This window comes from Corynebacterium tuberculostearicum SK141, assembly GCF_000175635.1.
Taxonomy (GTDB): Bacteria; Actinomycetota; Actinomycetes; order Mycobacteriales; family Mycobacteriaceae; genus Corynebacterium; species Corynebacterium tuberculostearicum_C.
Genome location: NZ_ACVP01000012.1, coordinates 17,957 through 39,999 on the forward strand (window position 1 = coordinate 17,957; position 22,043 = coordinate 39,999).

Below are 22,043 nucleotides of genomic sequence, written 5' to 3' on the forward strand. Positions count from 1 at the left end.
TGAAGATCACCTCAGTTAATTGGGGAGTGTGTGCTATCCAGTATGGCGGAGAACTACAAGAAGGGCCGCCTTCGGGGGTGAACCCTAGTTTTTGGTCGGGGTGGTGTAATCCACTACGGAATACTCCTGCAGCTTAGATAGCTTATGGATGGAGTCGATGTAGCGGATGGTGCCGGACTTAGAACGCATAACCAGGGAGCGGGTCGTAGCGCCGGAATTGCGGTAGGAAACACCGCGCAGCATGTCACCATTGGTCACGCCGGTGGCAGCGAAGTAGCAGTTTTCAGAGGAGACCAGATCATTGGTCTTGAGGACACGGTCCAAATCATGGCCGGCGGCGCGGGCCTTTTCTGCTTCCTCTTCATCCTTCGGCCACAATTTGCCCTGGATTTCGCCGCCCATGCAGCGCATAGCGCAGGCAGTGATGATGCCCTCCGGGGTGCCGCCGATGCCCATCATCATGTCGATGGAGTTCGAATCCTGGCAGGTGGCGATGGCGCCGGCTACGTCACCATCCATGATGAGGCGCACCTTGGCGCCTGCGGCGCGAATTTCAGAGATGAGCTGTTCGTGGCGGGGACGGTCAAGGACCACCACGGTCAGATCGGTAGGGCGAATATTCTTCGCCTTAGCCACGGACTGGATATTCCATTCCACGGATTCGTTGATGTCAATGGCACCTACGGCCTCTGGGCCGACAGCAATCTTTTCCATGTAGAAGACTGCGGAAGGGTCATACATGGTTCCGCGCTCGGCGGCTGCGATGACGGAGATGGCGTTGGGGCGGCCTTCCGCCATCAAACGGGTACCGTCGACTGGGTCCACGGCGATATCCATGGCGGCACCCTCGCCGGTGCCGACCTCTTCGCCGTTAAAGAGCATGGGGGCCTCATCCTTTTCGCCCTCACCAATGACAACGACGCCGTTCATCGCTACAGAATTGATGAGCTTGCGCATGGCGTCGACCGCCGCGCCATCGCCCTCATTCTTCTGGCCGCGGCCTACCCAACGGCCGGAAGCGAGTGCTGCTGCCTCGGTGACACGAACCAGTTCCATTGCCAGGTTGCGGTCAGGAAGATAAGACGTATTTTCGGACATGTGTAGTGGTTGCCTTCCATAGTTTTCTCATCGAGGGGTGTTCCCCTTGATGCTCTACCTTTCCATTCTCGCACTTTTTTGCTCTAATGGGTTCGATTTTGCGCCCCATTTGTGGGGGATTGACAGATCTTTCGGGGCAAAAGGGGCCGTGTGGCTTTTTGAAAGCAGGCCGTGCGATACTAAGGCGCGTGGCTGCAGAAGAAAGACCAAAGATTTTTGAAGGCGCGAAGGATATTTCCCTGTCCCTCGCCGTCGTGGTGATTATGATGCTGCTCGCCGTGGGAGCGACCGGCCTGTGTTCAATTAACTCCGAAACCCAGCAGGGAGCGGTGCAGGAAGTGGATGAACAAACCTTCCTAAACACCCAAGCCCGCGCAGGGGTCGGTGCAATTCGCAATCCCGAAATGCCGGAGGGCTGGGAGGCCAATGCTGCCCGCCGCGTAGATATGGGCGGCGAGAACGCCACCGTGGTCAGTTGGGTGACCGCTGACCAAGGGTTTGTGGAATCTACGCAAACGCAGGTCGCGGCCGATAAGGCAGGCGAGGCGTACGATGCCAACTACCGCGGCATCGAATCCGCCCGCGAGGTCAAGGGGCACCAAGTGCGGGTGCTAGAAAGCGACGATGATTCCGTGCGCCGCCTGTGGGTTACGGATTTGGGCGATGCCCGCCTCATCATTTCCGGCGCCGCGGACGACAGTGACTTTGAGGCTGCTACCGCTGCGTTTATCGACGCCGCACCTATAGCCGAAAAATAACCTCGCCCAAGCCTTCTTCCGCGGCGGTGGCGCTAAGACCGTCGCCGGCCTGGGCAATAACCTCCGCCAAAGCCTCCGCATCCAGGCCGCTGAGGCGTGTCTTTCCTACAAAGACATCGACGCGCTCACGTTGCGAGCGCTGCGGATAAACGGCGATTTCGCGTACTTTGTCGTCCGTAAAGCGCAGCACCACGGATCGGGAGAAGTAGCTCACCTCATTATCGTCGCGGGTGTGTGCAGGACCGAAGAATTCTTCTACGAAATCTCGGGAATCTCCCGTCATGATGGAACCGGCGGCCGCGGATTTCGACACAAAATCCACGCGCTCGCCTGGATAACCATAGATCTGCACTACTCGTCTCCTTCAGCGTCTGCGTCCTCGGCCTTATCGAGCGCGTCTTCCACACGCTTCGCCGCGCCGTCGAGGTGCGCCTCGCACGCACGGGCAAGGGCTTCGCCGCGCTCCCAGTACTTCAGCGACTCATCCAAGCCCATCTGCCCAAGCTCGAGAATCTTCACGGTTTCAATGAGCTCATCGCGGGCTTGCTCATAGCTCAATTCTTCTACTGGGGTAAAAGCATCCTGGCCTGGCTGGCCGGTACCAATGGTGTCATCGGACATGATTTTCTCCTCGGTTGGTGATTAATCGGCGGCCTGGGAGGCCATAGAAACTGCGGTAATAGATCCGTCGCCCACTCGAATGCGCAGTTGAGCGCCAGGCGGGGATTGCTTATAAGAGGTGACAACCTCGGGCCCGGAACCGTCCTTGGGCACTACCTGAACAATGGAGTATCCGCGGGCGAGAGTTGCCGACGGTCCCAACGCCGATATGCGGGCGCGCAGCGATTCCACGTGGCGGGTTTCCCGCTCCACCATGACTTCAATTTCTCGCCGCATGGTAGCGCGGGTTCGCTCCACCTCCTCGCGGCGCGCACGGATAGGGGTCATCGGGTCTGCCATGACAGGCCGGGAACGAATATTGTCGAGGCCGCGACGTTCCCTTTCCACCCAGCCGCGCAGTGCGGCCGCCATGCGAGAGCGAGCCTCTGCGACGATGGCGCGTTCCTCGGCTACAGAGGGCACGACGCGTTTTGCGGCGTCGGTAGGCGTGGCGGCGCGCAGGTCGGCGACGTTATCGAGTACTGGGCTATCCGGCTCGTGGCCAATGGCAGAGACTACCGGGGTGCCTGCTGCTGCTACTGCGCGTTGCAGTGCTTCTTCCGAGAAGGGCAGCAGATCTTCCACGGAGCCGCCGCCACGGGCGATGATGATGACGTCCACCTCAGGATCCGCATCAAGCTGCTGGAGCGCATCAATAACCTCAGGTACGGTATTCGCACCCTGAACCGCGGTATTGAGGACGCGGAATTGCACCGCCGGCCAGCGGTCGTGGGCAACCGCCATCACATCCCGCTCTGCAGCCGAGCCGCGTCCGGTAATCAGCCCAATTTTGTGTGGCAGGTAGGGGAGGGGCCGCTTGCGTGCGGGATCGAAAAGGCCTTCAGCAGCTAGCTGTTGGCGCAGCTTTTCAATGCGAGCAAGCAGATCGCCAATGCCCACATGACGAATTTCGGTGGTCCACAGTGAAAAGGATCCGCGTCCAGCGTAAAAGGCGGGCTTACCGTGGACAATGACGCGGTCGCCGTCTTTCAGCGGTGCAGACAATGACTGCAACATCGATGATGGGCAAGTCAATTGCACGGACTTTTCCTGCTGTACGTCACGCAGAGTGAGGTAGGACAGCTTCCAGGTGGGCTTGAAGTTAATTTGGGTCAACTGACCCTCTACCCACAGGTAACCCAGGCGCTCAATCCAGCCCTTGACTTGGTCATTGACCTTGCCAACGGGCCAGGGAGTATCCGGAGTATTTGCCGGTTGATTCACACAGCCTCCCTTTCTTCAGTCTGCCGTGTTCTTCCGTCTAGTTTAGGGGCCAGCGCGGTCTATTGCCCCGCTCGGGGTAGCCAGAAAGGTGACGTTAGGCCCCACTATTGTTTTGCGTAGTGTTTCGATACTCTGGGAGCCATGACTGATGGTAAAAATGTTCTCCTCGCGGCCCCGCGCGGATACTGCGCAGGCGTGGACCGCGCGGTCGAGACCGTAGAAAAGGCGCTGGAAAAGTACGGCGCGCCCATTTATGTACGCAAACAAATCGTGCACAACCGTTACGTCGTAGAATCTCTGGCAGAACGCGGCGTCATCTTCGTCGACGAGGCCTCTGAGGCACCAGAAGGCGCCCACCTAGTCTTCTCCGCCCACGGTATTTCCCCTGCCGTGCGCGCAGAGGCAACGCAGCGCAAGCAGCTTACTTTGGACGCCACCTGCCCATTGGTGACCAAGGTGCACAAGGAAGCCCAGCGCTTCCAGCGCGATGGCTATCACATCCTCTTGGTTGGCCACGAAGGCCACGAAGAAGTAGAAGGCACCGCCGGCGAAGCACCCGAGGTCACCCACCTCGTAGATGGCGTCGAGGGCGTCGCCAAGCTGCCAGAGTCCCTGCAGGATGAGAAGCTTATCTGGCTGTCCCAGACCACGCTATCGGTGGATGAGACCATCACCATCGTCAATAAGCTGCGCGAGCGCTTCCCGCACCTAGAGAACCCGCCTTCAGACGATATTTGCTACGCCACCCAAAACCGCCAAGAATCCGTCAAGGCCATCGCCCCACAGTGCGACCTGATGATTGTGGTGGGCTCTAAGAACTCCTCTAACTCGGTGCGCTTGGTTGAGGTGGCGCTGGAGGCAGGCGCCAAGGCTTCCCACCTCGTGGATTTTGCCAAGGAAATCGACGAAGCCTGGCTGGAAGGCGTCCAGACCGTCGGCGTAACCTGTGGTGCTTCGGTACCTGAATTGCTGGTACGCGAAGTGCTGGAGTTCCTAGACGAGCGCGGTTATAGCGACGTAGAGCAGGTAACTACCTCTACCGAGACGATTACCTTCGCCCTACCGCGCGACCTGCGCCCAGCACGCACCTAAGTAGCGTTCGCCTATACGGCGGTGAAAACGAAAGAAAGGCCCGGAAACGGGCCTTTCTTTTTGCTTTAATCCTCGTCGTAGAGGTTATCGTCCCAGCCTTGCTTAGGCTGTTCCTTCTCCTGCTGAGACGCCGGGACGGAATCGCCAGCGCGCCGGGCTGGATCCGGGCGCAGCGGATTGTCGCGTTCCTCTTGTTGCATTCGGCGGCGCTCTTCACGGTCGCGCCCACGCAGGCGATCCTTGGGCGCGGGGCGTGACTTCTTTAACGTGTGCGAGGCGCGGGCGCGCTGCGGTGCGGCTTGCGATTTCTTAGGTTGCTTTGCCGGCTTATCGCGCGCCATCAAGTCTGCAACCGATAGGCGTTCCTCGCGGTTGCGTCGGTCTTGTTCGGCGTCGGCACGGCGGGAAGCGGTTTCCATTGCGGCGGTGCGCTTGGCCGTCTTGCGATAGCGTGCCCAGCGCAGCCAGGCGATGATTGCCGCACCCACGAAGGCAATGAGGAGCCACAGGAACCTCTGGACAAGGGGGAACGCCGCGGTGACGATCGCCGTCTTGGAAAACGCCGATGCGCCGTCTGGCAAGTTGGCCTTGGTGATAAAGAAACCGGCCACGCCCACCGTTATGGCATACACAATGGGGATAGAAGCCACGGTGAGGAAGAGGCCGCGTTCTTCTACGATGAGCGCCACCAGCAGCGAGCCGATGACAAGGAACGCGAGGTAAGCCCACCCGATGGAACCCATCAGGATGGAAATCAACGCGCCCGTGAGCAAGAGTGCCGCGAGCAGCCCAAGGCCCTTGCCCAGCGAGATGCTGGGGAGACCGGAGCTTTGGGCGGCGGAGGACTTTCTTTGCTTGGCTTGTGACACGTCGGAAGATCCTACCGGTTGCCACAAGCCCATGGCTATTTCCACGCACTAAAGCGGCGGATTTATAGTGCCGAATTTCCGCGCGGCCACGTATCGATAGGCAAGGGCTCCCGCGGGGTGCGGTCCGTGCGGCCCGGGATATCCATCTCATGCAGTTTGCGGGCGGTGACGCCCACGCGGGAATCAAGCGAGGAAAGCGTGGCGTTATAGGCCTCGACTGCCTTTTCCAGGTTATGGCCCACTTTGCCGTAGTGATCAGAAAGTGTATTTAGGCGCGTATACAGTTCGCGCCCCAAGCGCTGGACCTCCTTAGCCTTGGCGGAAATGTCTTCCTGGTGCCACCCCATGGCCACCGTGCGCAGGAGGGCAAAAAGCGAGCTGGGGGTGGCGATGACTACATTGCGTTCAAAGGCGTACTCGATAAGTTCCGGATCCACCGATAGCGCGGCATCAAGGAAAGGGTCAGCGGGAACGAAGAGGATGACGAACTCGGGCGTTGGTTGAAACGCCTCAATATAGTCCTTCTGCGATAGTGCTTGGACATGGCCGCGCATTAAATGCGCGTGACGGCGGAGGAAGCCGGCGTGTTCTTCCGGGTCATCGGTTTCTAGGGCGTCAAGGTACGAGGTAAAAGGAACCTTGGCATCGACGATGATGTGGCGGCCACCGGCCAAATTGATGAGCATGTCAGGGCGGACGATGCGCCCGCCCAATGGGGCGGAGACCTGGCAATCAAAGTCCACATGCTTGGTCATACCGCCGAGCTCAACCACGCGCTCCAATTGCACCTCGCCCCAACGGCCACGCACATTGGGTGAGCGCAGAGCGGTCACAAGTTTGTCGGTGCGTTCGGTCAAGCGGGAGGAGGTGCGGGTCACCGCCTGCACCTGGCTGGAGAGGGAGGCGAGCAGCGCGGTGCGGTCTTCCTCAATTTCTTGGAGCTGAAATCCCAAGCGGTCCATGGCCTTTTCTAGCGGCTGGAGCTCGGCCTGGCGGCGCTGCGAGTCTTGCAGCGCGCGGTGCTCGGCGCTCGGCGCGGAGCGGGTAGCGGAGTAGGAATGTGCTAACCAGCCCATTACCGCGCCGAGAATGAGGCCGATAAAAAGTAGCAGCACGGGCAAAGTGGAAGTCATGGTTTCCAGCATGGCACGCGCCGCCGACACGACCCACTATTTTTTCGAATCTCCGTTCAAAAGGCCTTCGAAGGCGTCGCGGGCGCGGCGCAGGTTTGCGCGCATGCCGGGCTTTTCATGCTTCTTGGGGGTGGACTCCACGTTGAGGGCGGCGTCGAGGGAATTGGAATCGCCGTCCGCGGAGACGTCGGCAAACGCGCCTTCTGGGGCTGCATAGTCCGGCATCTTGAGCCATGCCTCGCGCTTATAACGCCCTTGGTCTTCGGTGTAGCGGCCGATGAGATAACCAGCCACGGTAGAAAAGTCCAGATCCGCGGCGGTCTTTTCGCCTGACTGTAGCTTCATCATGTCTTGGCCGTAGCGGTAGGCCACCGCAAACATAGCGGCCGCGGGAACCGCGAGGAAGCCACCTATCAGGCCAAAGAGAGCCGAGCCTACCGTCACGGAAACCAGGACGATGACCGGGTGCAGGTCCATGGCCTTGGACTGCAGCCAGGGCGAAAGAACATTGCCTTCCAACTGCTGGACCAGCAACACCAGGCCGAGGACGAGAAGAGCCTTGGTGACGCCAAGGGAGACCAACGCGATGGTGACGGAGAGGGCGCCGGCCACAATCGCGCCGACGAAGGGGATAAATCCAGCAATAAAGGTGATGATCGCCAAAGCCATGGCCAAAGGGACACCGATGAGGGCGAGGCCGACGCCGATAAAGACGGCGTCGACAAGCGAGACAATTGCTTGCGCGCGAATGAAGCCGCCCAGTGTCGCCCACGCGCGGGTAAGAAGCTCAGTGAGGTGCCAGCCGGCGCGCTTGCCCGTGGCATCGCGCAGCCAGGGAAGGAACTTTGCGCCGTCCTTCAGGAAGAAGAAGGTCAGCACCAGGACGATGAAGAGGGTGACGAGGATGGAGGTAGCAGTGCCGATGCCGGTAAAGACCGAGCCTGCGATGGCGCCGGCACGTTGCTGCAGCCAGGACGCCGCCTCGTCGATGTAGCTACTCATGTCATCGCTATCGAGGTTAAGCGGCGGGCCTTGGGCCCAGAGCTGCAGGCTTTGGATGCCGGAGACCGTCTGCAAATACAGGGACCGGGATTGCCGCATGAAATCTGGGGCAACAAACGCAATGAGGCCGCCAACAGCCGTGAAAGAAACCAAAATGGTTACGGCGGCCGCCAACGCGGCGGGAAGGCCAATATTACGCAGCTTCTTCGCCACTGGCGCCAGAACGGTGCAAATAATAAGGGCCAAAAGAACTGGCAAAAGGCCCTGCCAGAAGTTGCCCAGCAAACGGTAGAGGGCGTAGAGGAAAACGCAGATGATGAGCAGGCGAACGGCCCATAGAGATGCGGCCTTAACCACCTCGCCGGCGATGACGGAGCGGTCTACCTGATCGCCCGGCGGATGTGGGGATACATCCTCCAGCTTGCTGGTGTCGAAGCTTTCATCAAACTTATCGCCCAGGCCCGCTTGGGGGTCATCGGGCAGCGGTTGGTTATCAGAATTCACCCCACCATCTTGCCTTAAAAGAAGGCGGGTGCGTTAGGATTGGCCCCGTGAGTCTTACACTAGGAATCGTCGGCCTGCCCAATGTGGGCAAGTCCACTTTGTTTAATGCCCTGACCCGTTCCGAGATCCTGGCGGCCAACTACCCGTTTGCCACCATCGAGCCCAACGTGGGCTTGGTGGAGCTGCCGGATTCCCGCCTGACCCAACTGGCGGAGATGTTTAACTCTGAGCGCATCCTTCCTGCCACCGTGTCCTTCGTGGACATCGCCGGCATCGTCTCCGGCGCTTCGCAGGGTGAAGGCATGGGCAACGCCTTCCTAGCCAATATCCGCGAGGCAGACGCCATTTGCCAGGTAGTGCGCGCCTTTTCTGATGACAATGTCATTCACGTCGATGGCAAGGTTGACCCGCGCAACGATATCTCCGTTATTAATACCGAGCTCATTCTTGCGGACCTCCAGACCATCGAAAAGGCCCTGCCGCGCCTGGAAAAGGATGCGCGCAAGAATAAGGACTTGGCCGCCGAGGTGGAAGCAACCAAGAAGGCCCAGGAGATCCTGGAAGATGATCGCACCCTCTTCGCCGCAGCGAAGGAAGGCGAGATTGACCTCTCCCTCGTGCGCGATCTGCACCTGATGACCGCGAAGCCCTTCCTCTATGTCTTTAACTCGGATGAAGCAGTGCTTACCGACGACGCTAAGAAGGAAGAACTCCGCCAGCTCGTCGCCCCGGCTGAGGCCGTATTCCTCGATGCGCAGACCGAAACCGAGCTGCTCGAGCTAGAAGAAGACGAAGCCCGCGAGTTGCTCGAGGCTGTAGGCCAAGATGAGCCGGGCCTAGCCACCCTGGCTAAGGCAGGTTTTGCCACCTTGGGTCTGCAGACCTACCTCACTGCCGGGGAGAAGGAGGCCCGTGCGTGGACCATTAAGCAGGGCTCTGCCGCACCGCAGGCAGCCGGAGTCATCCATACCGACTTTGAAAAGAAGTTCATTAAGGCCGAGATCGTTTCCTTCGATGACCTTGTAGCCGCTGGCTCCATGGCTGAGGCTCGTGCGCATGGCAAGGTCCGCCAAGAGGGTAAGGACTACATCATGCAGGACGGCGACGTGTGCGACTTTAAGATCGGCGGCTAATTCCACACCGCTTGGAACCGGCCCTTTGTCAGAGGGAGAAGGCGCCGCCCACTCGCGCGCAAGAGAAGGTAGCGAAGACGAAACTTCCGCGTTACCGTGGGCGGCGTACTCGAACAAAGCAGGCTGCAACATGGCTGAACTAGATAATAAGACCATTGCCATCATCGCTACCGATGGCTTCGAAGACTCTGAGCTGACCTCCCCGCTAGAGGCCGTGAAGAACGCCGGCGCTACCGTGCGTGTCCTCGCTCCAAAGGCCGGCACCATTACCGGCAAAAACGGCACGGAGATTTCCGTAGACGCCGCTACCGCTGACTCCACCGGCGAGTCTTTCGACGGCATTATTCTGCCTGGCGGTACCGATAACGCCGACCTCATCCGCTTGGATAAGGCCGCGGTGGAAATCGTGCGCAACCACATGAGCAAGGATCTGCCGCTCGGCGCTATCTGCCACGGTGCTTGGATCCTGGCTGATGCTGAAGCCCTCAAGGGCCGCGCCCTGACGTCCTTCCCGTCCCTGCAGACCGACCTGCGCAATGCAGGTGCCACCTGGGTAGATGAGGAAGTTCACTGCGACCAGGGCTTGGTCTCCTCCCGCACTCCAGATGACCTGCCAGCCTTTAACGCCAAGCTGGTAGAAGAGTTTGCAGAGGGCCAGCACTAAAGCTTCACGAATTCAAGCCACGGGAGTTTCCCGTGGCTTTTTCGATCTTGCGCCGGTGTCACCTGCCCTATAAAGTTGGGGTTTCCTGAAGGGGAGTAGTTCCCTCGGTTAATTCTGAGATGACTGGTCGACATACTGGCGTTTAGCCCGGCCAGCCAGCGCCCGCAGTGCCCGCGGCCGTGAACGAGACCTTCGGTCCGCAACCGAACCGAAGGGAGAAGTGACTATGTCCTCCATGGGCTCAGAACAGCGCATTCTTGAGCGCTTCATGCAGCTATCCATCGCCGCCGCAGTGGCTACCATCCTCCTCAAGGCCTTGGCCGCGTGGTTTACGGGCTCGGTGGGCTTCCTCTCCGATGCCTTCGAATCCATCGTGAATCTCGTCGCGGCCGTCGCCGGCTTTTATGCCCTCCGGATTGCCTCTAAGCCGGCCGACGATAACCACCAGTTTGGCCACGGCAAAGCCGAGTACGTCTCCGCCTTGGTAGAGGGCGCAATGATTTTTATTGCGGCCGGCATGATCGTGTACACGGCGATCCAACGCTTCTTTGTTCCGCAGCCGATTGAAGAGCCGGGCTGGGGCTTGGCGTTGTCAACGCTTTCCTCCGTGCTCAACGGCGCGGTGGGCATCGCGCTCATCCGTGCAGGTAAGCGCTACCGGTCCGCCACCTTGGATGCGGATGGGCACCATTTGCTTACCGACGTCTGGACTTCCGTAGGCGTCCTTATAGGCATCGCCGCCGTATTCCTTACTGGTTGGTGGTGGCTGGATCCTGTAGTGGCGCTCGCAGTGGGCATCAATATCTTGTGGACAGGCTATAGCCTCCTGCGCGATTCGGTGAGTAGCCTGCTTTCTGAGGCGCTTCCCGACGACGAGCGTCAGAACATTAGGCAGCTCCTAGCTCGGCTGGAGCAGGAACACTCGGTAAACTTCACGGATCGTCGCACCGTGGCCTCTGGCCGCCAGCGGTTGGTGTACCTGACCATGGAGGTGCCAGGGGAGTGGAGCGTCATGCACTCTCACGAGGTTGCAGACTCAGTGGAAATTGCCCTCGACGAGCTGTACCCAGGCTGCAGTGCGATCATTCATGTGGAACCAGCGGGCCTGGAAAATCGGCGTCCGTACCTATTCCGCTAAGGCTTAATCTTCTAAGTTTGCTGCCCATCACTGTGGTGTATGTGTACTAGACCAATATGTGTGTAGGCCCGTTCGGGTGTACGGGCCTGTGCACCGCCTGTGGATACTGGGATAAAAGTACACCCTCGTTAAAGAATCCTGTGGGGTAGTTGTCACCGCATTTCGGGGTGTGGTGAACAGTGGACGATTTGAAGATCGTGAAGGGGTGTGTCTAGGGCGCTACGGGCGAGGGAATCGACATCCGGTTTCCTCAATTCGGGCGCTTATGGTGCAGATTTTCCAATGTTATAGAACTGTTACCAACCGTTCTGAGCTGCATGAAGCCTGATTTCGGTGAACGAAATTTAGAAAATTTTTGTCTGCCGGTCGAAAAATTTTGATTTCTCCGTATGGTGGTTGTTACAGCAATCAATTGGAGATTTTCACCCCCATACTCCACGTGTCGGGGGTAGAAAATGTCCTTTTGTTTGGTTGAAGATAGCTATACCAATAGCAGAAAGGATTTACTGACAATGGGTAAGAACATTAAGGACCTCTTTAACGCAACCGCATACGACAAGAACGGCGAGAAGCTGGGCGACGTTAACGAGGTATTCGTTGATGACCAGTCCGGCCAGCCTACCTTCGTTGAGGTTAACCACGGCCTGTTCGGCATGAACTCCAGCCTGGTTCCGCTGCGCGGCCACGACTTCTCCGGCGATGACCTGAAGCTGGGCTTCTCCAAGGACCGCATCAAGGATGCTCCGGACTTCGACTCCGATAAGCCGCTGACCCCTGAGGCACAGTCCGATATCTTCAAGCACTACGGTCTGGATAACGCACACGACGTTACCGACTACAAGGATTCCAACCTTGACTCCAAGCGTGACGCTCAGGCTGGCGCTGACAAGGATCACAACCTGACCGCAGGTGCCGGCGCTGCTGGTGCTGGCGCAGGTGTTGCAGGTGCAGGCGCTGCTGGTGCACACGCTGATGAGAAGAAGGCAGCTACCCACACCACCGACGCCGCTGCTACCGAGCGCAAGGCTGGCGTAGCTGATGACGCTGCAGCTGCACGCACCAACAACGATGGCGAGCTCATCCGTTCCGAGGAGCAGCTCAACGTCAACAAGGAGCGCGTGGCTACCGGTGAGGCTCGCCTGCGCAAGTACGTTGTGACCGACACCGAGACCGTTGAGGTTCCGGTTGAGCGTGAAGAGGTTAGCGTCGAGCGCACCCCGATCAGCGCTGAGGATGCCAAGAACTACAACGGCACCATCTCCGGTGACTCCGAGGAAGCTTCCGTCACCCTGCACGAGGAGCGCGTAAACGTGAACAAGGAAACCGTTCCGGTTGAGAAGATCAACCTGAAGAAGGACACCGTTCGCGACACCGAGACTCACACCGAGGAGCTGCGCAAGGAGCAGATCGACACCGATGGTGTTGACGGCCTCAAGAAGTAAAAGCGCATAGCTAAACGCCCGCAAGGAATACCTTGCGGGCGTTTCTTTTGCCTTATTTAGGAGACTGGTTTAAGCCTTGACGCCGATAGCCTCAGCCGAGTCAGAATCCATAATGTGCTTGACGCCGTTCTCGGCAGCATCCCAGGTTGCCTTGTCCTGGATGCCGGCGCGCTTAGCCACGATGGTGGCGCACAGCACCTGTCCGGTGACGTTCAGTGCGGTACGGCCCATGTCAATGATCGGCTCGATGGCAAGCAGGAGACCAACACCGGCCAGCGGCAGGCCGAGCGTGGAAAGCGTGAGGGTGAGCATCACCGTTGCGCCGGTGGTGCCTGCGGTAGCGGCGGAACCGATAACGGACACGAAGATGATGAGCAGGTACTGGGTGAAGTCAAGGTCGATGCCATAGAACTGGGAGACGAAGATGGCAGCGATGGCTGGGTATACGGAAGCGCAGCCATCCATCTTGGTAGTTGCGCCCAGCGGAATAGCAAAGGAAGCGTACTCGGAGGGAACGCCCATAGCCTTTTCGCTGAAACGCTCGGTAGCTGGCATGACGCCCATCGAAGAACGGGTGACAAAGCCCAGGGAGGTCACAGGCCATACGCGCTTGAAGAAACCAATGACCGGGATCTTGTTGAACTTCAGCACTGCCGGGTAGACCACGGCAAATACCAGGCCCATGCCGACGTACATGGCCAAGACGAACTTGCCCAGCGAGCCCAGTGCATCCCAGCCGTAGGTAGCTACGGCCTTGCCGATGAGGGCCGCGGTGCCAATCGGGGCAAGGCGGATAATCCACCACAGGATGACCTGAATGACCTTCAGGAAGGACTCGGTAAAGCGCAGGAAAGGCTCGGCAGACTTGCCAGTCTTGACGGCGGCGATACCAATGGCCAGCGAGATGACGAGGAGCTGGAGGGCGCCAAAGCTGAGGGATACTTCGCCGTCGGAAAGCGAGGCAGAAAGGCCCACGAAGTTCTGGGGTAGAAGCTGCTCAAAGAACGCGGTCCACGAGCCGACGTGGGAAGGATCCTGCGCGGTGGAAGCATCGATGCTCGTGCCGATGCCCGGCTTCATCACGACGGCGACGATGATGCCCGTCAAGACGGAGAAGAATGCGGTGATGGCAAACCATACAAGCGTGGAAATTGCCAGGGAAGCGGCGTTGGCCACCTTGCGCAGATTAGCCACGGAAGTAACAACAGCGGCGAAGATGAGTGGCGGGATCATCACCTTGAGCAGCTGAACGTAGGCGCCGCCGACGCCCGTGAGCAGAGTGGTCAGCCAGCCCGGGTTGTCTGGGTCGGTATCCATGCCAGAGGCGATGAAGCCCAGGATGAGGCCGATGATGAGGCCCGCGATGACCTGAGCACCGAATCCCGTGGCCCAGCCGGGAAGCTTGGAGCGCGAAGATTCTTGTTGAGACATAAAGATTCCTTTGAAAATAAAAATGGACAGATCGGACTATTTTCCAGATACTGTCCTGTTCAACTTCAACATCGCTCAGCTTATTCCTTCTGCGTCCATAGGCACAAAGTGCGAGTTATATGCAGTGGCCGCAACCTCATCCTTCGCGCTCACGGAGAGGTGGTTTTGTGCTTGCTTTTCGACGCCAGTGAGCGCGAAGGGAAGGGACCTTGAACTACCACGTGTGTCCCATTGCTAACTTTAGATAGCTACTCTCTCTATCTTTCTCAGGAGGAACATTCATGGGCTGGGTTAAACCTCTCGTTGGCATTTTCGCAGTTGGCGCAGTGGCTTCCGTTGCTTTAGGCGGCGGTGATGAAGATACTGTGGTGGTCAACCGAGTGATCGATGGCGACACCATTGACGTCGACATAGACGGCGAAAATACCCGCGTCCGGCTACTTAATATTGATACGCCGGAGATCGGCCATAACGGCGAACCGAGTGAGTGCCTCGCGGAGGAAGCGAAGCAGTACCTGGAAGGGCGGCTGCCAAAAGGGACGGAGGTTCGGTTGGAATATGACTCCGAGCGGACCGACAAGTACGGCCGCACTCTTGCCGGTGTCTTTATCGACGATGACTTCATTAACGCGGATGTCGCGGCCGAAGGGTTAGCCACGGCGGTTGTATTTGGCGGAAACGACAAGTTTTATGACGAAGTGCGCAATGCCGAACGCGGCCCTAAAGACGCCGGCGAAGGGATCTTTGGGGTCTCAGACGAGTGCAAGGTTTCCAGCGATAAGAACATGGCCGAGGCGGTTAGCGGCGCTGAAGCTGCAGCGGCAGCATTTGCAGCTTCCGGGGAAGCTGATATTGCAGGGTACGAGGATGTACTGGACAAGTCAGCAGCTGCGAAGGCCGGATTGGCGGTTCTGACTCGCCACAAAGATGATCGAAGCACCTTCCAGAAAGCAGCGTATCCGGATGCTCCCAAGGAGATTGCCGCGAAGAAGGAACGCGAGCTTGAGGGGGAGGAGAAACAAGCCCGCGAAGGGCTCGAGAAGTTGGAGGAGAAAGAGCGGGAGGAAGAGAAGCGTGAAAAGGAGCGCCAGGAAGAAGAACGCCGCCGTGCAGAGCAGCGGCAAGAAGAGATTCATCAGCAGGAGCACTACGCGCCGGAAGTAGAGGTAGCGGAGCAGCCAACGCACGATGAGGTGGCTGACTACCAAGCCCCCGAGCAGCAGCCGGCACCTCAGCCGGCGCCGGTGGTCGATAACTACACCGGGTGCCGAGCTTATGGCGGAAACTATGCCTTGACGTCCGTGGATAAGAAAGGGCGTTCCTACGCGAAGATCGACTGCACTACGAAGCAACAGATTGGTTAGGCAGCCTGCCCTTCGCGCTCACGGGCAGGGCCCTGAGTGCTTTGAGTATGGCTCCCGGTGAGCGCGAGGGGAGTGGGGATTGTGGCCTACGCCCTTGCTGCTCACCGGGGCCAAGGGGAAGCGCCATTTAGGTGCTGCCGGTGAGCGCGAAGGGGGTGGGAGGGCCCGGGGATCTGGAATACTGGCAGCATGAAAATCCTCGTAACCGCATTTGACGCCTTCGGCGGAGAGAGCATCAACCCCACGGAACGAGCGCTTCAGCAACTGCCGGATCGCATTGGAGACGCGGAGCTCATCAAGCTGGTGATCCCGACGAAGTTCGGGGAATCGCTGCGTCGGGCGATCGAGGCCGCGGAGGGCTCGGCGGTCGATGCAATTGTATGTTTGGGCCAGGCCGGTGGGCGGGCGCATATCACCCCGGAGCGGGTCGCGATTAACGTTATGGATGCCGATATTCCTGATAATGCGGGTTATCAGCCGGTGGATGTACCGGTTGTGGAAGGCGGCCCGGCGGCATACTTCTCTACGCTGCTCGTAAAGGAAATGGTTGCGGCAATGGAGGATAGTCCGGCGCGGTTGTCGAATACGGCCGGGACCTTTGTATGCAATCAGCTGCTCTATGGTCTCCTGCACCACTTTGCAGCGACGAGGGTGCGTGCAGGATTTGTCCACGTCCCGTTCATTACAGAGCAGGAGAAAACGGATAAGCCCATGATGGAGCTGGCGGACATCGTTGAGGGGATTAAGCGGGCACTCTGGGCGGTGCAAGCTAGTTAGGGTAGCCTTGGTGGCTTTTTTAATCGGTGAAATATAGATTAAAGGACATGTCTCGCTTTAGCCCTCTCAACTGGCCGGTTGTGCGCCAGCTGCGCAGTGGCGATCCCTTCGGAAGGGACGTCAATACGCAGTCTCAAAAGAGTAAAGATAAGCATGGGCGCACCGTGGAAGCAGACCGCGTGGTGCAGTCGGTGTGCCCGTACTGTGCGGTTGGTTGCTCGCAGCGCGTATATGTCAAAGATGACCGCGTCATCCAGGTGGAGGGCGATCCGGATTCGCCCATTTCTCGTGGACGCCTGTGCCCGAAGGGGTCTGCGTCGGAGCAGTTGATCAACTCCGCTACGCGCCTTACCAAGATCAAATATCGTGCGCCGCACTCTACGGAGTGGCAGGATCTTGATGAAGATACCGCGATGGAAATGATTGCGGATCGTTTCTTGGAAGCCCGCCGCAATGGCTGGCAGGATGTGGACGATGAGGGTCGTGCGCTCAATCGCACGATGGGCATCGCCGGTTTGGGCGGTGCGACCTTGGATAATGAGGAAAACTACCTCATCAAGAAGCTATTTACCGCTGCTGGTGCGATTCAGCTCGAGAACCAGGCGCGCATATGACACTCCGCCACTGTTCCTAGTCTAGGAACTTCGTTTGGCCGCGGCGGCGCAACCCAACCGCTGCAGGATATGGCGAATGCGGACTGCATCGTCATTGAGGGTTCTAATATGGCCGAGTGTCACCCAGTGGGATTCCAGTGGGTGGTGGAAGCCAAGAAGCGTGGTGCACGCATCATTCACGTGGATCCGCGTTATACGCGCACGTCTGCCTTCGCGAATCGCCACATTGGCATTCGCGGCGGCACGGACGTGGTGCTTTTGGGCGCAGTCATTAACTACTTGCTGGACAACGAGCTGTACTTCCATGACTACGTGGTGGCGTATACCAATGCGCCAATGATCATCTCGGAGGACTACCAGGACACCGAAGATCTGGACGGCCTGTTCTCTGGTTATGACCCAGAGACCGGCAAGTACGTCACGGACTCGTGGCAGTACGTACAGAAGCCGGAGGGTGCGTCATGGAATGTAGAACGCGATGAGACGCTGGAGCATCCGAATTCGGTCTTCCAGATTCTCAAGCGGCACTACGCGCGCTATACGCCTGAGGTAGTGGAGGAGACCTGCGGTATTGCGCAGGAAGACTTCTATTACTTGGCGGAGTCGATCGCGCAGAATTCCACGCCGGATCGCACCACCTGCTTTGCCTATGCGTTGGGCTTTACCCAGCACACCCTGGGTGCGCAGTTCATTCGTACCGCGGCCATCTTGCAGCTGCTTACCGGCAATGTGGGTCGCCCAGGTTCGGGCATTATGGCGCTGCGCGGTCACGCCTCGATTCAGGGTTCTACCGATATCCCGACGTTGTTCCACTCGTTGCCGGGGTATTTGCCCATGCCGAGCGTCGATAAGCAAAGCTGGCCAGAGTTCGTTGATGCAATCCGTAACGAGTCGCAGAAGGGCTTCTGGCAGATTGGTGAGAACTACGCAGTCTCGCTGATGAAGTCCTATTGGGGCGATGCGGCAACCAAGGACAATGGATGGGGCTATGACCTCATGCCGCGCATTTCTGGTGCGCATTCTACCTATGAAACGCTCATGGCCATGTTGGATCAACAGGTGGAAGGCTACTTTGTCTTTGGCCAGAACCCGGCCGTCGCGCAGTCCAATGGCGGCATGCAGCGCCGCGGCTTGGCGGCGCTGAAGTGGCTGGTCGTACGCGATTTCCAGGAGATTGAGACCGCCTCTTTCTGGAAGGATTCGCCGGAGATTAAAAACGGCGAGCTTAAGACCGAAGACATCGGCACTGAGGTCTTCTTGATGCCGGCGGCTACCCACGTGGAAAAGGCAGGAACCTTTACCCAGACGCAGCGCATGTTGCAGTGGCGTTTCCAGGCAGCCCCGCCGCCAGGCGATGCCAAGAGTGACCTGTGGTTCTTCTACCAGCTGGGCAAAAAGATTAAGGAACGCCTGCGCGATTCCACCGATCCGCGAGATATTCCTCTGCAGAAGGTCACGTGGGACTATGTGGAAACCGAGGAAGGCGAGCCGAATTCTGAGGACGTCCTCAAGGAGATCAACGGCTACTACCTAGAGGGCCCGAAGAAGGGCGAGCTTTTGCCTGCCTTCGTGGAGATGAAGAATGACGGCAGCACCTCGGGCGGTTGCTGGATCTATACCGGCGTGTTTAAGGACGGCATTAATCAGTCCGCGCGCAAGGTACCGGGGTCGGAGCAAAACGAGGTAGCTCCCGAGTGGGGTTGGGTATGGCCGGCCAACCGTCGCCTGCTCTACAACCGTGCTTCGGCGAAGCCGGACGGCACTCCGTGGTCGGAGCGCAAGAAGTATGTGTGGTGGGACGCTGACCAGGGTCAATGGGTTGGCGATGACGTGCCGGACTTCCCGGCTACCAAGGCCCCGGACTACAAGGCTCCGGTCGACGCCGTGGGCCCGGACGCCCTCGATGGCACCGATGCCTTCATTATGCAGGCAGATGGCCGCGGTTGGCTCTTTGCACCGACCGGGCTTTCCGACGGCCCATTGCCCACCCACTATGAGCCGCACGAGTCCCCGGTGCACAACGTGCTGTACAAGCAGCAGCAGTCGCCGACGCGCCTGACCATTAAGCGCCCAGACAACCTGTCGCGCCCAGAACCTGGCGAGCCGGGCTCCGAGGTGTTCCCGTTTGTCTTTTCCACCTATCGCCTCACCGAGATGTATACCTCGGGTGCGATGTCGCGCCGCCTGCCGTATTTGGCGGAGCTGCAGCCGGGCCTTTTCTGCGAGGTCGATAAGGCCTTGGCAGAAAAGCGTGGCTTGGAAAACGGCAAGTGGGCCACCATCGTCTCGCCGCGCGGCGTGATTGAGGCACAGGTCTTGGTCACTGACCGCATGCAGATGATGAAGATCAACGGTGAGGAGTTCCACCAGATCGGCTTGCCGTATCACTATGGCGAGTCCGATTCCACGGCCGTTGCAGGCGATGGCGCCAATGATCTGCTGGGCCTTACGCTGGAGCCGAACGTATTCATCCAGAATTCCAAGATCGGCGCCTGCGATATCCAGCCGGGCCGTCGCCCGCGCGGCGAGGCTCGTGTGGAGATGCTCAAGGAATATCAGAAGCGCGCGCACCTGAACCTGGATTCCGGCAATGATCTGCTCACCGTGGATGATTCCTTCACCTATAACCCAGAGCCGCAGCAGCCCGCGGATGTGGATGAGCACGGCGAAAAGGGCGAGGAAAGCGAAGAAGGTAAGTAAATGACAAATCTTCTGACCGAAAATGCGAGCCGGCATGGCTACGACAAGTACCGCCGTATGGCCTTTTTCACCGATACTTCCGTGTGCATCGGGTGTAAGGCCTGCGAGGTGGCGTGCAAGGAGTGGAACCGCAACCCGGTAGAAGGCTATGACGTCACGGGTGATTCCTATGACAACACCGGCGCACTGGGAGCAAATACCTGGCGGCACGTGGCCTTTGTGGAGCAAAACAATGACCGCATCGAGCAAGCCCGCGAGGAGGGAAAGAATCTCATTTCCCTGGGTATGCCCTCGGTAGGGGCGCAGGCCCCAGAGGTTGATACCACCCCGCCGGATACGGATACGTTCCGGTGGCTCATGTCCTCGGACGTGTGTAAGCACTGCACGCATGCGGGCTGCTTGGACGTGTGTCCTACCGGCGCGCTGTTCCGCACCGAGTTTGGCACCGTTGTGGTCCAAGATGATGTGTGCAATGGCTGCGGTACCTGCGTGGCCGGCTGCCCGTTTGGCGTCATCGAGCGCCGCGATGACGGCGGTGTGGCGCTGAAGTATGACAAGACGGCCACGGTGGATTATGTGGATAATTCCCATGCCGGCGTGAACGTGCTGAAAAAGCTTAAGCAGCTTGCCCCGCAGGGGCCGGACCACACGCCAGGCGAGTCGATGCCGATTAAGAACTTGGGCGTGGCCCAAAAGTGCACCATGTGCTACGACCGCCTGAAGCAGGGCGAACAGCCAGCATGTTCTAAGACCTGTCCTACCGATTCCATTCAGTTCGGCCCGTACGAGGAGATGGTGGCCGCGGCCAAGGAACGCGTGCGTGTATTGCACGAGCAAGGCCTTACCGAGGCCCGCCTTTACGGCGCCAACCAGGACGATGGCGTGGGCGGAACCGGTTCCATCTTCTTGCTGTTGGATTCACCAGAGGTCTACGGTTTGCCGCCGGATCCGCGCGTGCCGACGGCCGATTTGCCGCAGATGTATAAGACCGCAGCCAAGGCTATCGGCGGCATGGCGCTGGCCGTGGCTGGTTCCTTCCTGATTGGGGGACGCAAATGAGCAACTTTGATGAATACCGTCCACCGCAGCCGGAGCGCCGCAATCGCTACCGGAAGTTCGACGGTACAAAGCCGAAGAAGAAGCGGAAGCGGCCGGGCGCGGGTGCGCAGGACGGCTCCAAAGAGGAGCGCATGGCGCAGGACTTCGAGTTCTCGTCTTACTATGGCCGACCAGTGGTGAAGGCTCCGCCGTGGGAATGGCCCATCGGCGCCTACTTCTTCCTGGGTGGCGTGAGCGGCGGCTCGGGGCTCTTGGCCGCTGGTGCACAGGCCGCCGGCAATGCGCCGCTGCGGCGCACCACGCGGATCTCTGCCTTTGGCGCGGCGGCCGTGGGATCGGTCTTTTTGATTCTGGATTTGGGCCGCCCGGAACGCGCATTGAACATGTTCCGCGTCTTCAAGGTGACCTCGCCAATGTCCATGGGCTCGTGGATTTTGTCGGGCTTTGCCAGCGCGGCCGCGCTGCCTGCCGCCGCGGAAGTGGACGCGGCGACTGGCCACAAGCTGCCGCTGCCGAAATTCGTGCGCACGGCGCTGAAGAAGTCGGCCGGGCCGGCGGGCGCGGTCGCGGGTGTACTCGGTGGTCCGCTCGCAGGCTATACCGCGGTATTGCTGTCCAATACCTCGAACCCGGTGTGGAATGACATGAAAAAGCACCTGCCGTATGTCTTCGTTTCCTCGGCAGGTGCGGCGTCGTCAGGCCTGGCTATGGTGACCACTCCGGTCGAGCACGCGGGACCGGCCCGTGTGTTGGGCATGGCCGCTGCAGCAAGTGATCTGGCAGCGACCAAGGTGCTGGAGGAAGGCATGGAGCCGGAGCCGCGCGAAGCTCTGCACCAGGGTAAGCCGGGCGCGTTGATGAAGGCTTCGGAATACTTCATCGCAGCCGGCGGTGTCGGTAGCGCGGTGGCTGCGGTGACGAAGTCGCGGGCGGTCTCGGTGGCTGCGGGGCTATCGCTCTTGGCTGGCTCGGCGTGCACGCGCTTTGGCGTGCTCAACGCCGGCTTGGAAGCGGTGAAGAACCCGGAGACCACCATCGGGCCGCAGAAGCGCCGGGCGGAAAAGCGCCGGCGCGAGCAGGGCCTCGACCACGATGTGGTGAGCCCGGACTAGTCCAGGTCCTGCAGGGCGGGGGCGAGCTCCGCGCCGATGTCTTCCATGCGTTGTTGCTCGGCCGCGGAGTCGCGGCCATCACGGTGGAGGTAGTAGTTCAGCGCTACATCGCCCACGGTGGTCACGCACGTGGTAGATACTGACTCTTCGACCGGCCAGGCGGAGCAATAAAAGCGCCTGTCAGCGGCGGTGAACTCGAAGGGGGAGTACTCATTGGCGATGCCCCCTCGGACGAGCACCCCACCAGCCCCACCCCGGCAAGGGCGATG

Annotated in this window: 20 protein-coding genes; 11 read left to right on the plus strand and 9 right to left on the minus strand. The window is 59.4% G+C overall.

Going from position 1 to position 22,043, the window contains the following annotated elements; genetic code table 11:
* Window positions 1-84: 84 nt before the first annotated feature.
* Window positions 85-1,098, minus strand: coding sequence for a class II fructose-bisphosphatase (gene glpX / locus CORTU0001_RS03575; protein ID WP_005327438.1), 1,014 nt, complete (start codon window positions 1,096-1,098; stop codon window positions 85-87).
* A 188-nt stretch (window positions 1,099-1,286) separates the two neighbouring features.
* On the opposite strand from glpX, the gene CORTU0001_RS03580 reads away from it, so the two are divergent.
* A complete protein-coding gene (locus CORTU0001_RS03580) occupies window positions 1,287-1,856 on the plus strand; it encodes a DUF4245 domain-containing protein (protein WP_005327440.1) in 570 nt (189 codons plus the stop codon).
* Here the strand turns inward: CORTU0001_RS03580 and CORTU0001_RS03585 are convergent.
* Genes CORTU0001_RS03585 through xseA form a run of 3 tightly spaced genes read right to left on the minus strand, consistent with a single transcriptional unit; the run spans window position 1,840 to window position 3,740 of the window.
* On the minus strand, window positions 1,840-2,208 hold the full coding sequence (locus tag CORTU0001_RS03585) for a hypothetical protein (protein ID WP_005327442.1): 369 nt from the start codon (window positions 2,206-2,208) through the stop codon (window positions 1,840-1,842). The two genes, CORTU0001_RS03580 and CORTU0001_RS03585, sit on opposite strands and share 17 nt — an antisense overlap.
* On the minus strand, window positions 2,208-2,477 hold the full coding sequence (locus CORTU0001_RS03590; RefSeq protein ID WP_005327444.1) for an exodeoxyribonuclease VII small subunit: 270 nt from the start codon (window positions 2,475-2,477) through the stop codon (window positions 2,208-2,210). The genes CORTU0001_RS03585 and CORTU0001_RS03590 overlap by 1 nt, the downstream gene beginning before the upstream one ends.
* A gap of 21 nt (window positions 2,478-2,498) precedes the next feature.
* Window positions 2,499-3,740, minus strand: a complete 1,242-nt coding sequence (gene xseA, locus CORTU0001_RS03595; protein ID WP_005327446.1) for an exodeoxyribonuclease VII large subunit — start codon at window positions 3,738-3,740, stop codon at window positions 2,499-2,501.
* 141 nt (window positions 3,741-3,881) lie between these two features.
* Here xseA and CORTU0001_RS03600 point away from each other — a divergent pair, with 141 nt between their 5' ends.
* Window positions 3,882-4,832, plus strand: coding sequence for a 4-hydroxy-3-methylbut-2-enyl diphosphate reductase (locus CORTU0001_RS03600; RefSeq protein WP_005327447.1), 951 nt, complete (start codon window positions 3,882-3,884; stop codon window positions 4,830-4,832).
* Between the two features lie 65 nt (window positions 4,833-4,897).
* On the opposite strand, the gene CORTU0001_RS03605 is transcribed toward CORTU0001_RS03600, so the two are convergent.
* The 3 genes from CORTU0001_RS03605 to CORTU0001_RS03615 form a co-directional block, all read right to left on the minus strand.
* Window positions 4,898-5,701, minus strand: coding sequence for a DUF6542 domain-containing protein (locus CORTU0001_RS03605; protein WP_005327448.1), 804 nt, complete (start codon window positions 5,699-5,701; stop codon window positions 4,898-4,900).
* Window positions 5,702-5,763: 62 nt separating this feature from the next.
* Window positions 5,764-6,834: a DNA recombination protein RmuC gene (locus tag CORTU0001_RS03610; protein WP_034668173.1), complete on the minus strand. Its 1,071-nt coding sequence runs from the start codon at window positions 6,832-6,834 to the stop codon at window positions 5,764-5,766.
* Window positions 6,835-6,870: 36 nt separating this feature from the next.
* Entirely contained in the window at window positions 6,871-8,340 is a 1,470-nt protein-coding gene (locus tag CORTU0001_RS03615) for an AI-2E family transporter (protein WP_005327450.1), read from the minus strand.
* Between the two features lie 47 nt (window positions 8,341-8,387).
* On the opposite strand from CORTU0001_RS03615, the gene ychF reads away from it, so the two are divergent.
* The 4 genes from ychF (at window position 8,388) to CORTU0001_RS03635 (ending at window position 12,717) form a co-directional block, all read left to right on the plus strand.
* On the plus strand, window positions 8,388-9,473 hold the full coding sequence (gene ychF / locus CORTU0001_RS03620; protein ID WP_005323582.1) for a redox-regulated ATPase YchF: 1,086 nt from the start codon (window positions 8,388-8,390) through the stop codon (window positions 9,471-9,473).
* Between the two features lie 130 nt (window positions 9,474-9,603).
* A complete protein-coding gene (locus CORTU0001_RS03625) occupies window positions 9,604-10,137 on the plus strand; it encodes a type 1 glutamine amidotransferase domain-containing protein (RefSeq protein ID WP_005323581.1) in 534 nt (177 codons plus the stop codon).
* A gap of 226 nt (window positions 10,138-10,363) precedes the next feature.
* Entirely contained in the window at window positions 10,364-11,275 is a 912-nt protein-coding gene (locus CORTU0001_RS03630) for a cation diffusion facilitator family transporter (protein WP_005323580.1), read from the plus strand.
* A 512-nt stretch (window positions 11,276-11,787) separates the two neighbouring features.
* Window positions 11,788-12,717: a PRC and DUF2382 domain-containing protein gene (locus CORTU0001_RS03635; RefSeq protein ID WP_005323579.1), complete on the plus strand. Its 930-nt coding sequence runs from the start codon at window positions 11,788-11,790 to the stop codon at window positions 12,715-12,717.
* Between the two features lie 69 nt (window positions 12,718-12,786).
* Here CORTU0001_RS03635 and CORTU0001_RS03640 read toward each other — a convergent pair whose 3' ends face one another.
* A complete protein-coding gene (locus tag CORTU0001_RS03640; RefSeq protein ID WP_005327454.1) occupies window positions 12,787-14,148 on the minus strand; it encodes a dicarboxylate/amino acid:cation symporter in 1,362 nt (453 codons plus the stop codon).
* A 281-nt stretch (window positions 14,149-14,429) separates the two neighbouring features.
* Between CORTU0001_RS03640 and CORTU0001_RS03645 the strand changes: the two genes are divergently transcribed.
* The 5 genes from CORTU0001_RS03645 (at window position 14,430) to nrfD (ending at window position 21,774) form a co-directional block, all read left to right on the plus strand.
* Window positions 14,430-15,512, plus strand: coding sequence for a thermonuclease family protein (locus CORTU0001_RS03645; RefSeq protein ID WP_005327456.1), 1,083 nt, complete (start codon window positions 14,430-14,432; stop codon window positions 15,510-15,512).
* A gap of 189 nt (window positions 15,513-15,701) precedes the next feature.
* A complete protein-coding gene (locus tag CORTU0001_RS03650) occupies window positions 15,702-16,289 on the plus strand; it encodes a pyroglutamyl-peptidase I (RefSeq protein WP_005327458.1) in 588 nt (195 codons plus the stop codon).
* A gap of 47 nt (window positions 16,290-16,336) precedes the next feature.
* On the plus strand, window positions 16,337-19,603 hold the full coding sequence (gene fdnG / locus CORTU0001_RS03660; RefSeq protein ID WP_244262083.1) for a formate dehydrogenase-N subunit alpha: 3,267 nt from the start codon (window positions 16,337-16,339) through the stop codon (window positions 19,601-19,603).
* Window positions 19,604-20,662: a 4Fe-4S dicluster domain-containing protein gene (locus CORTU0001_RS03665; protein WP_005323573.1), complete on the plus strand. Its 1,059-nt coding sequence runs from the start codon at window positions 19,604-19,606 to the stop codon at window positions 20,660-20,662.
* Window positions 20,659-21,774 (plus strand): NrfD/PsrC family molybdoenzyme membrane anchor subunit, encoded by a 1,116-nt coding sequence (gene nrfD, locus CORTU0001_RS03670; protein WP_005327464.1) that lies wholly within the window; start codon window positions 20,659-20,661, stop codon window positions 21,772-21,774. The genes CORTU0001_RS03665 and nrfD overlap by 4 nt, the downstream gene beginning before the upstream one ends.
* Here the strand turns inward: nrfD and CORTU0001_RS03675 are convergent.
* A complete protein-coding gene (locus tag CORTU0001_RS03675; protein ID WP_050776581.1) occupies window positions 21,771-22,013 on the minus strand; it encodes a hypothetical protein in 243 nt (80 codons plus the stop codon). The genes nrfD and CORTU0001_RS03675 overlap by 4 nt on opposite strands.
* Window positions 22,014-22,043 lie beyond the last annotated feature (30 nt).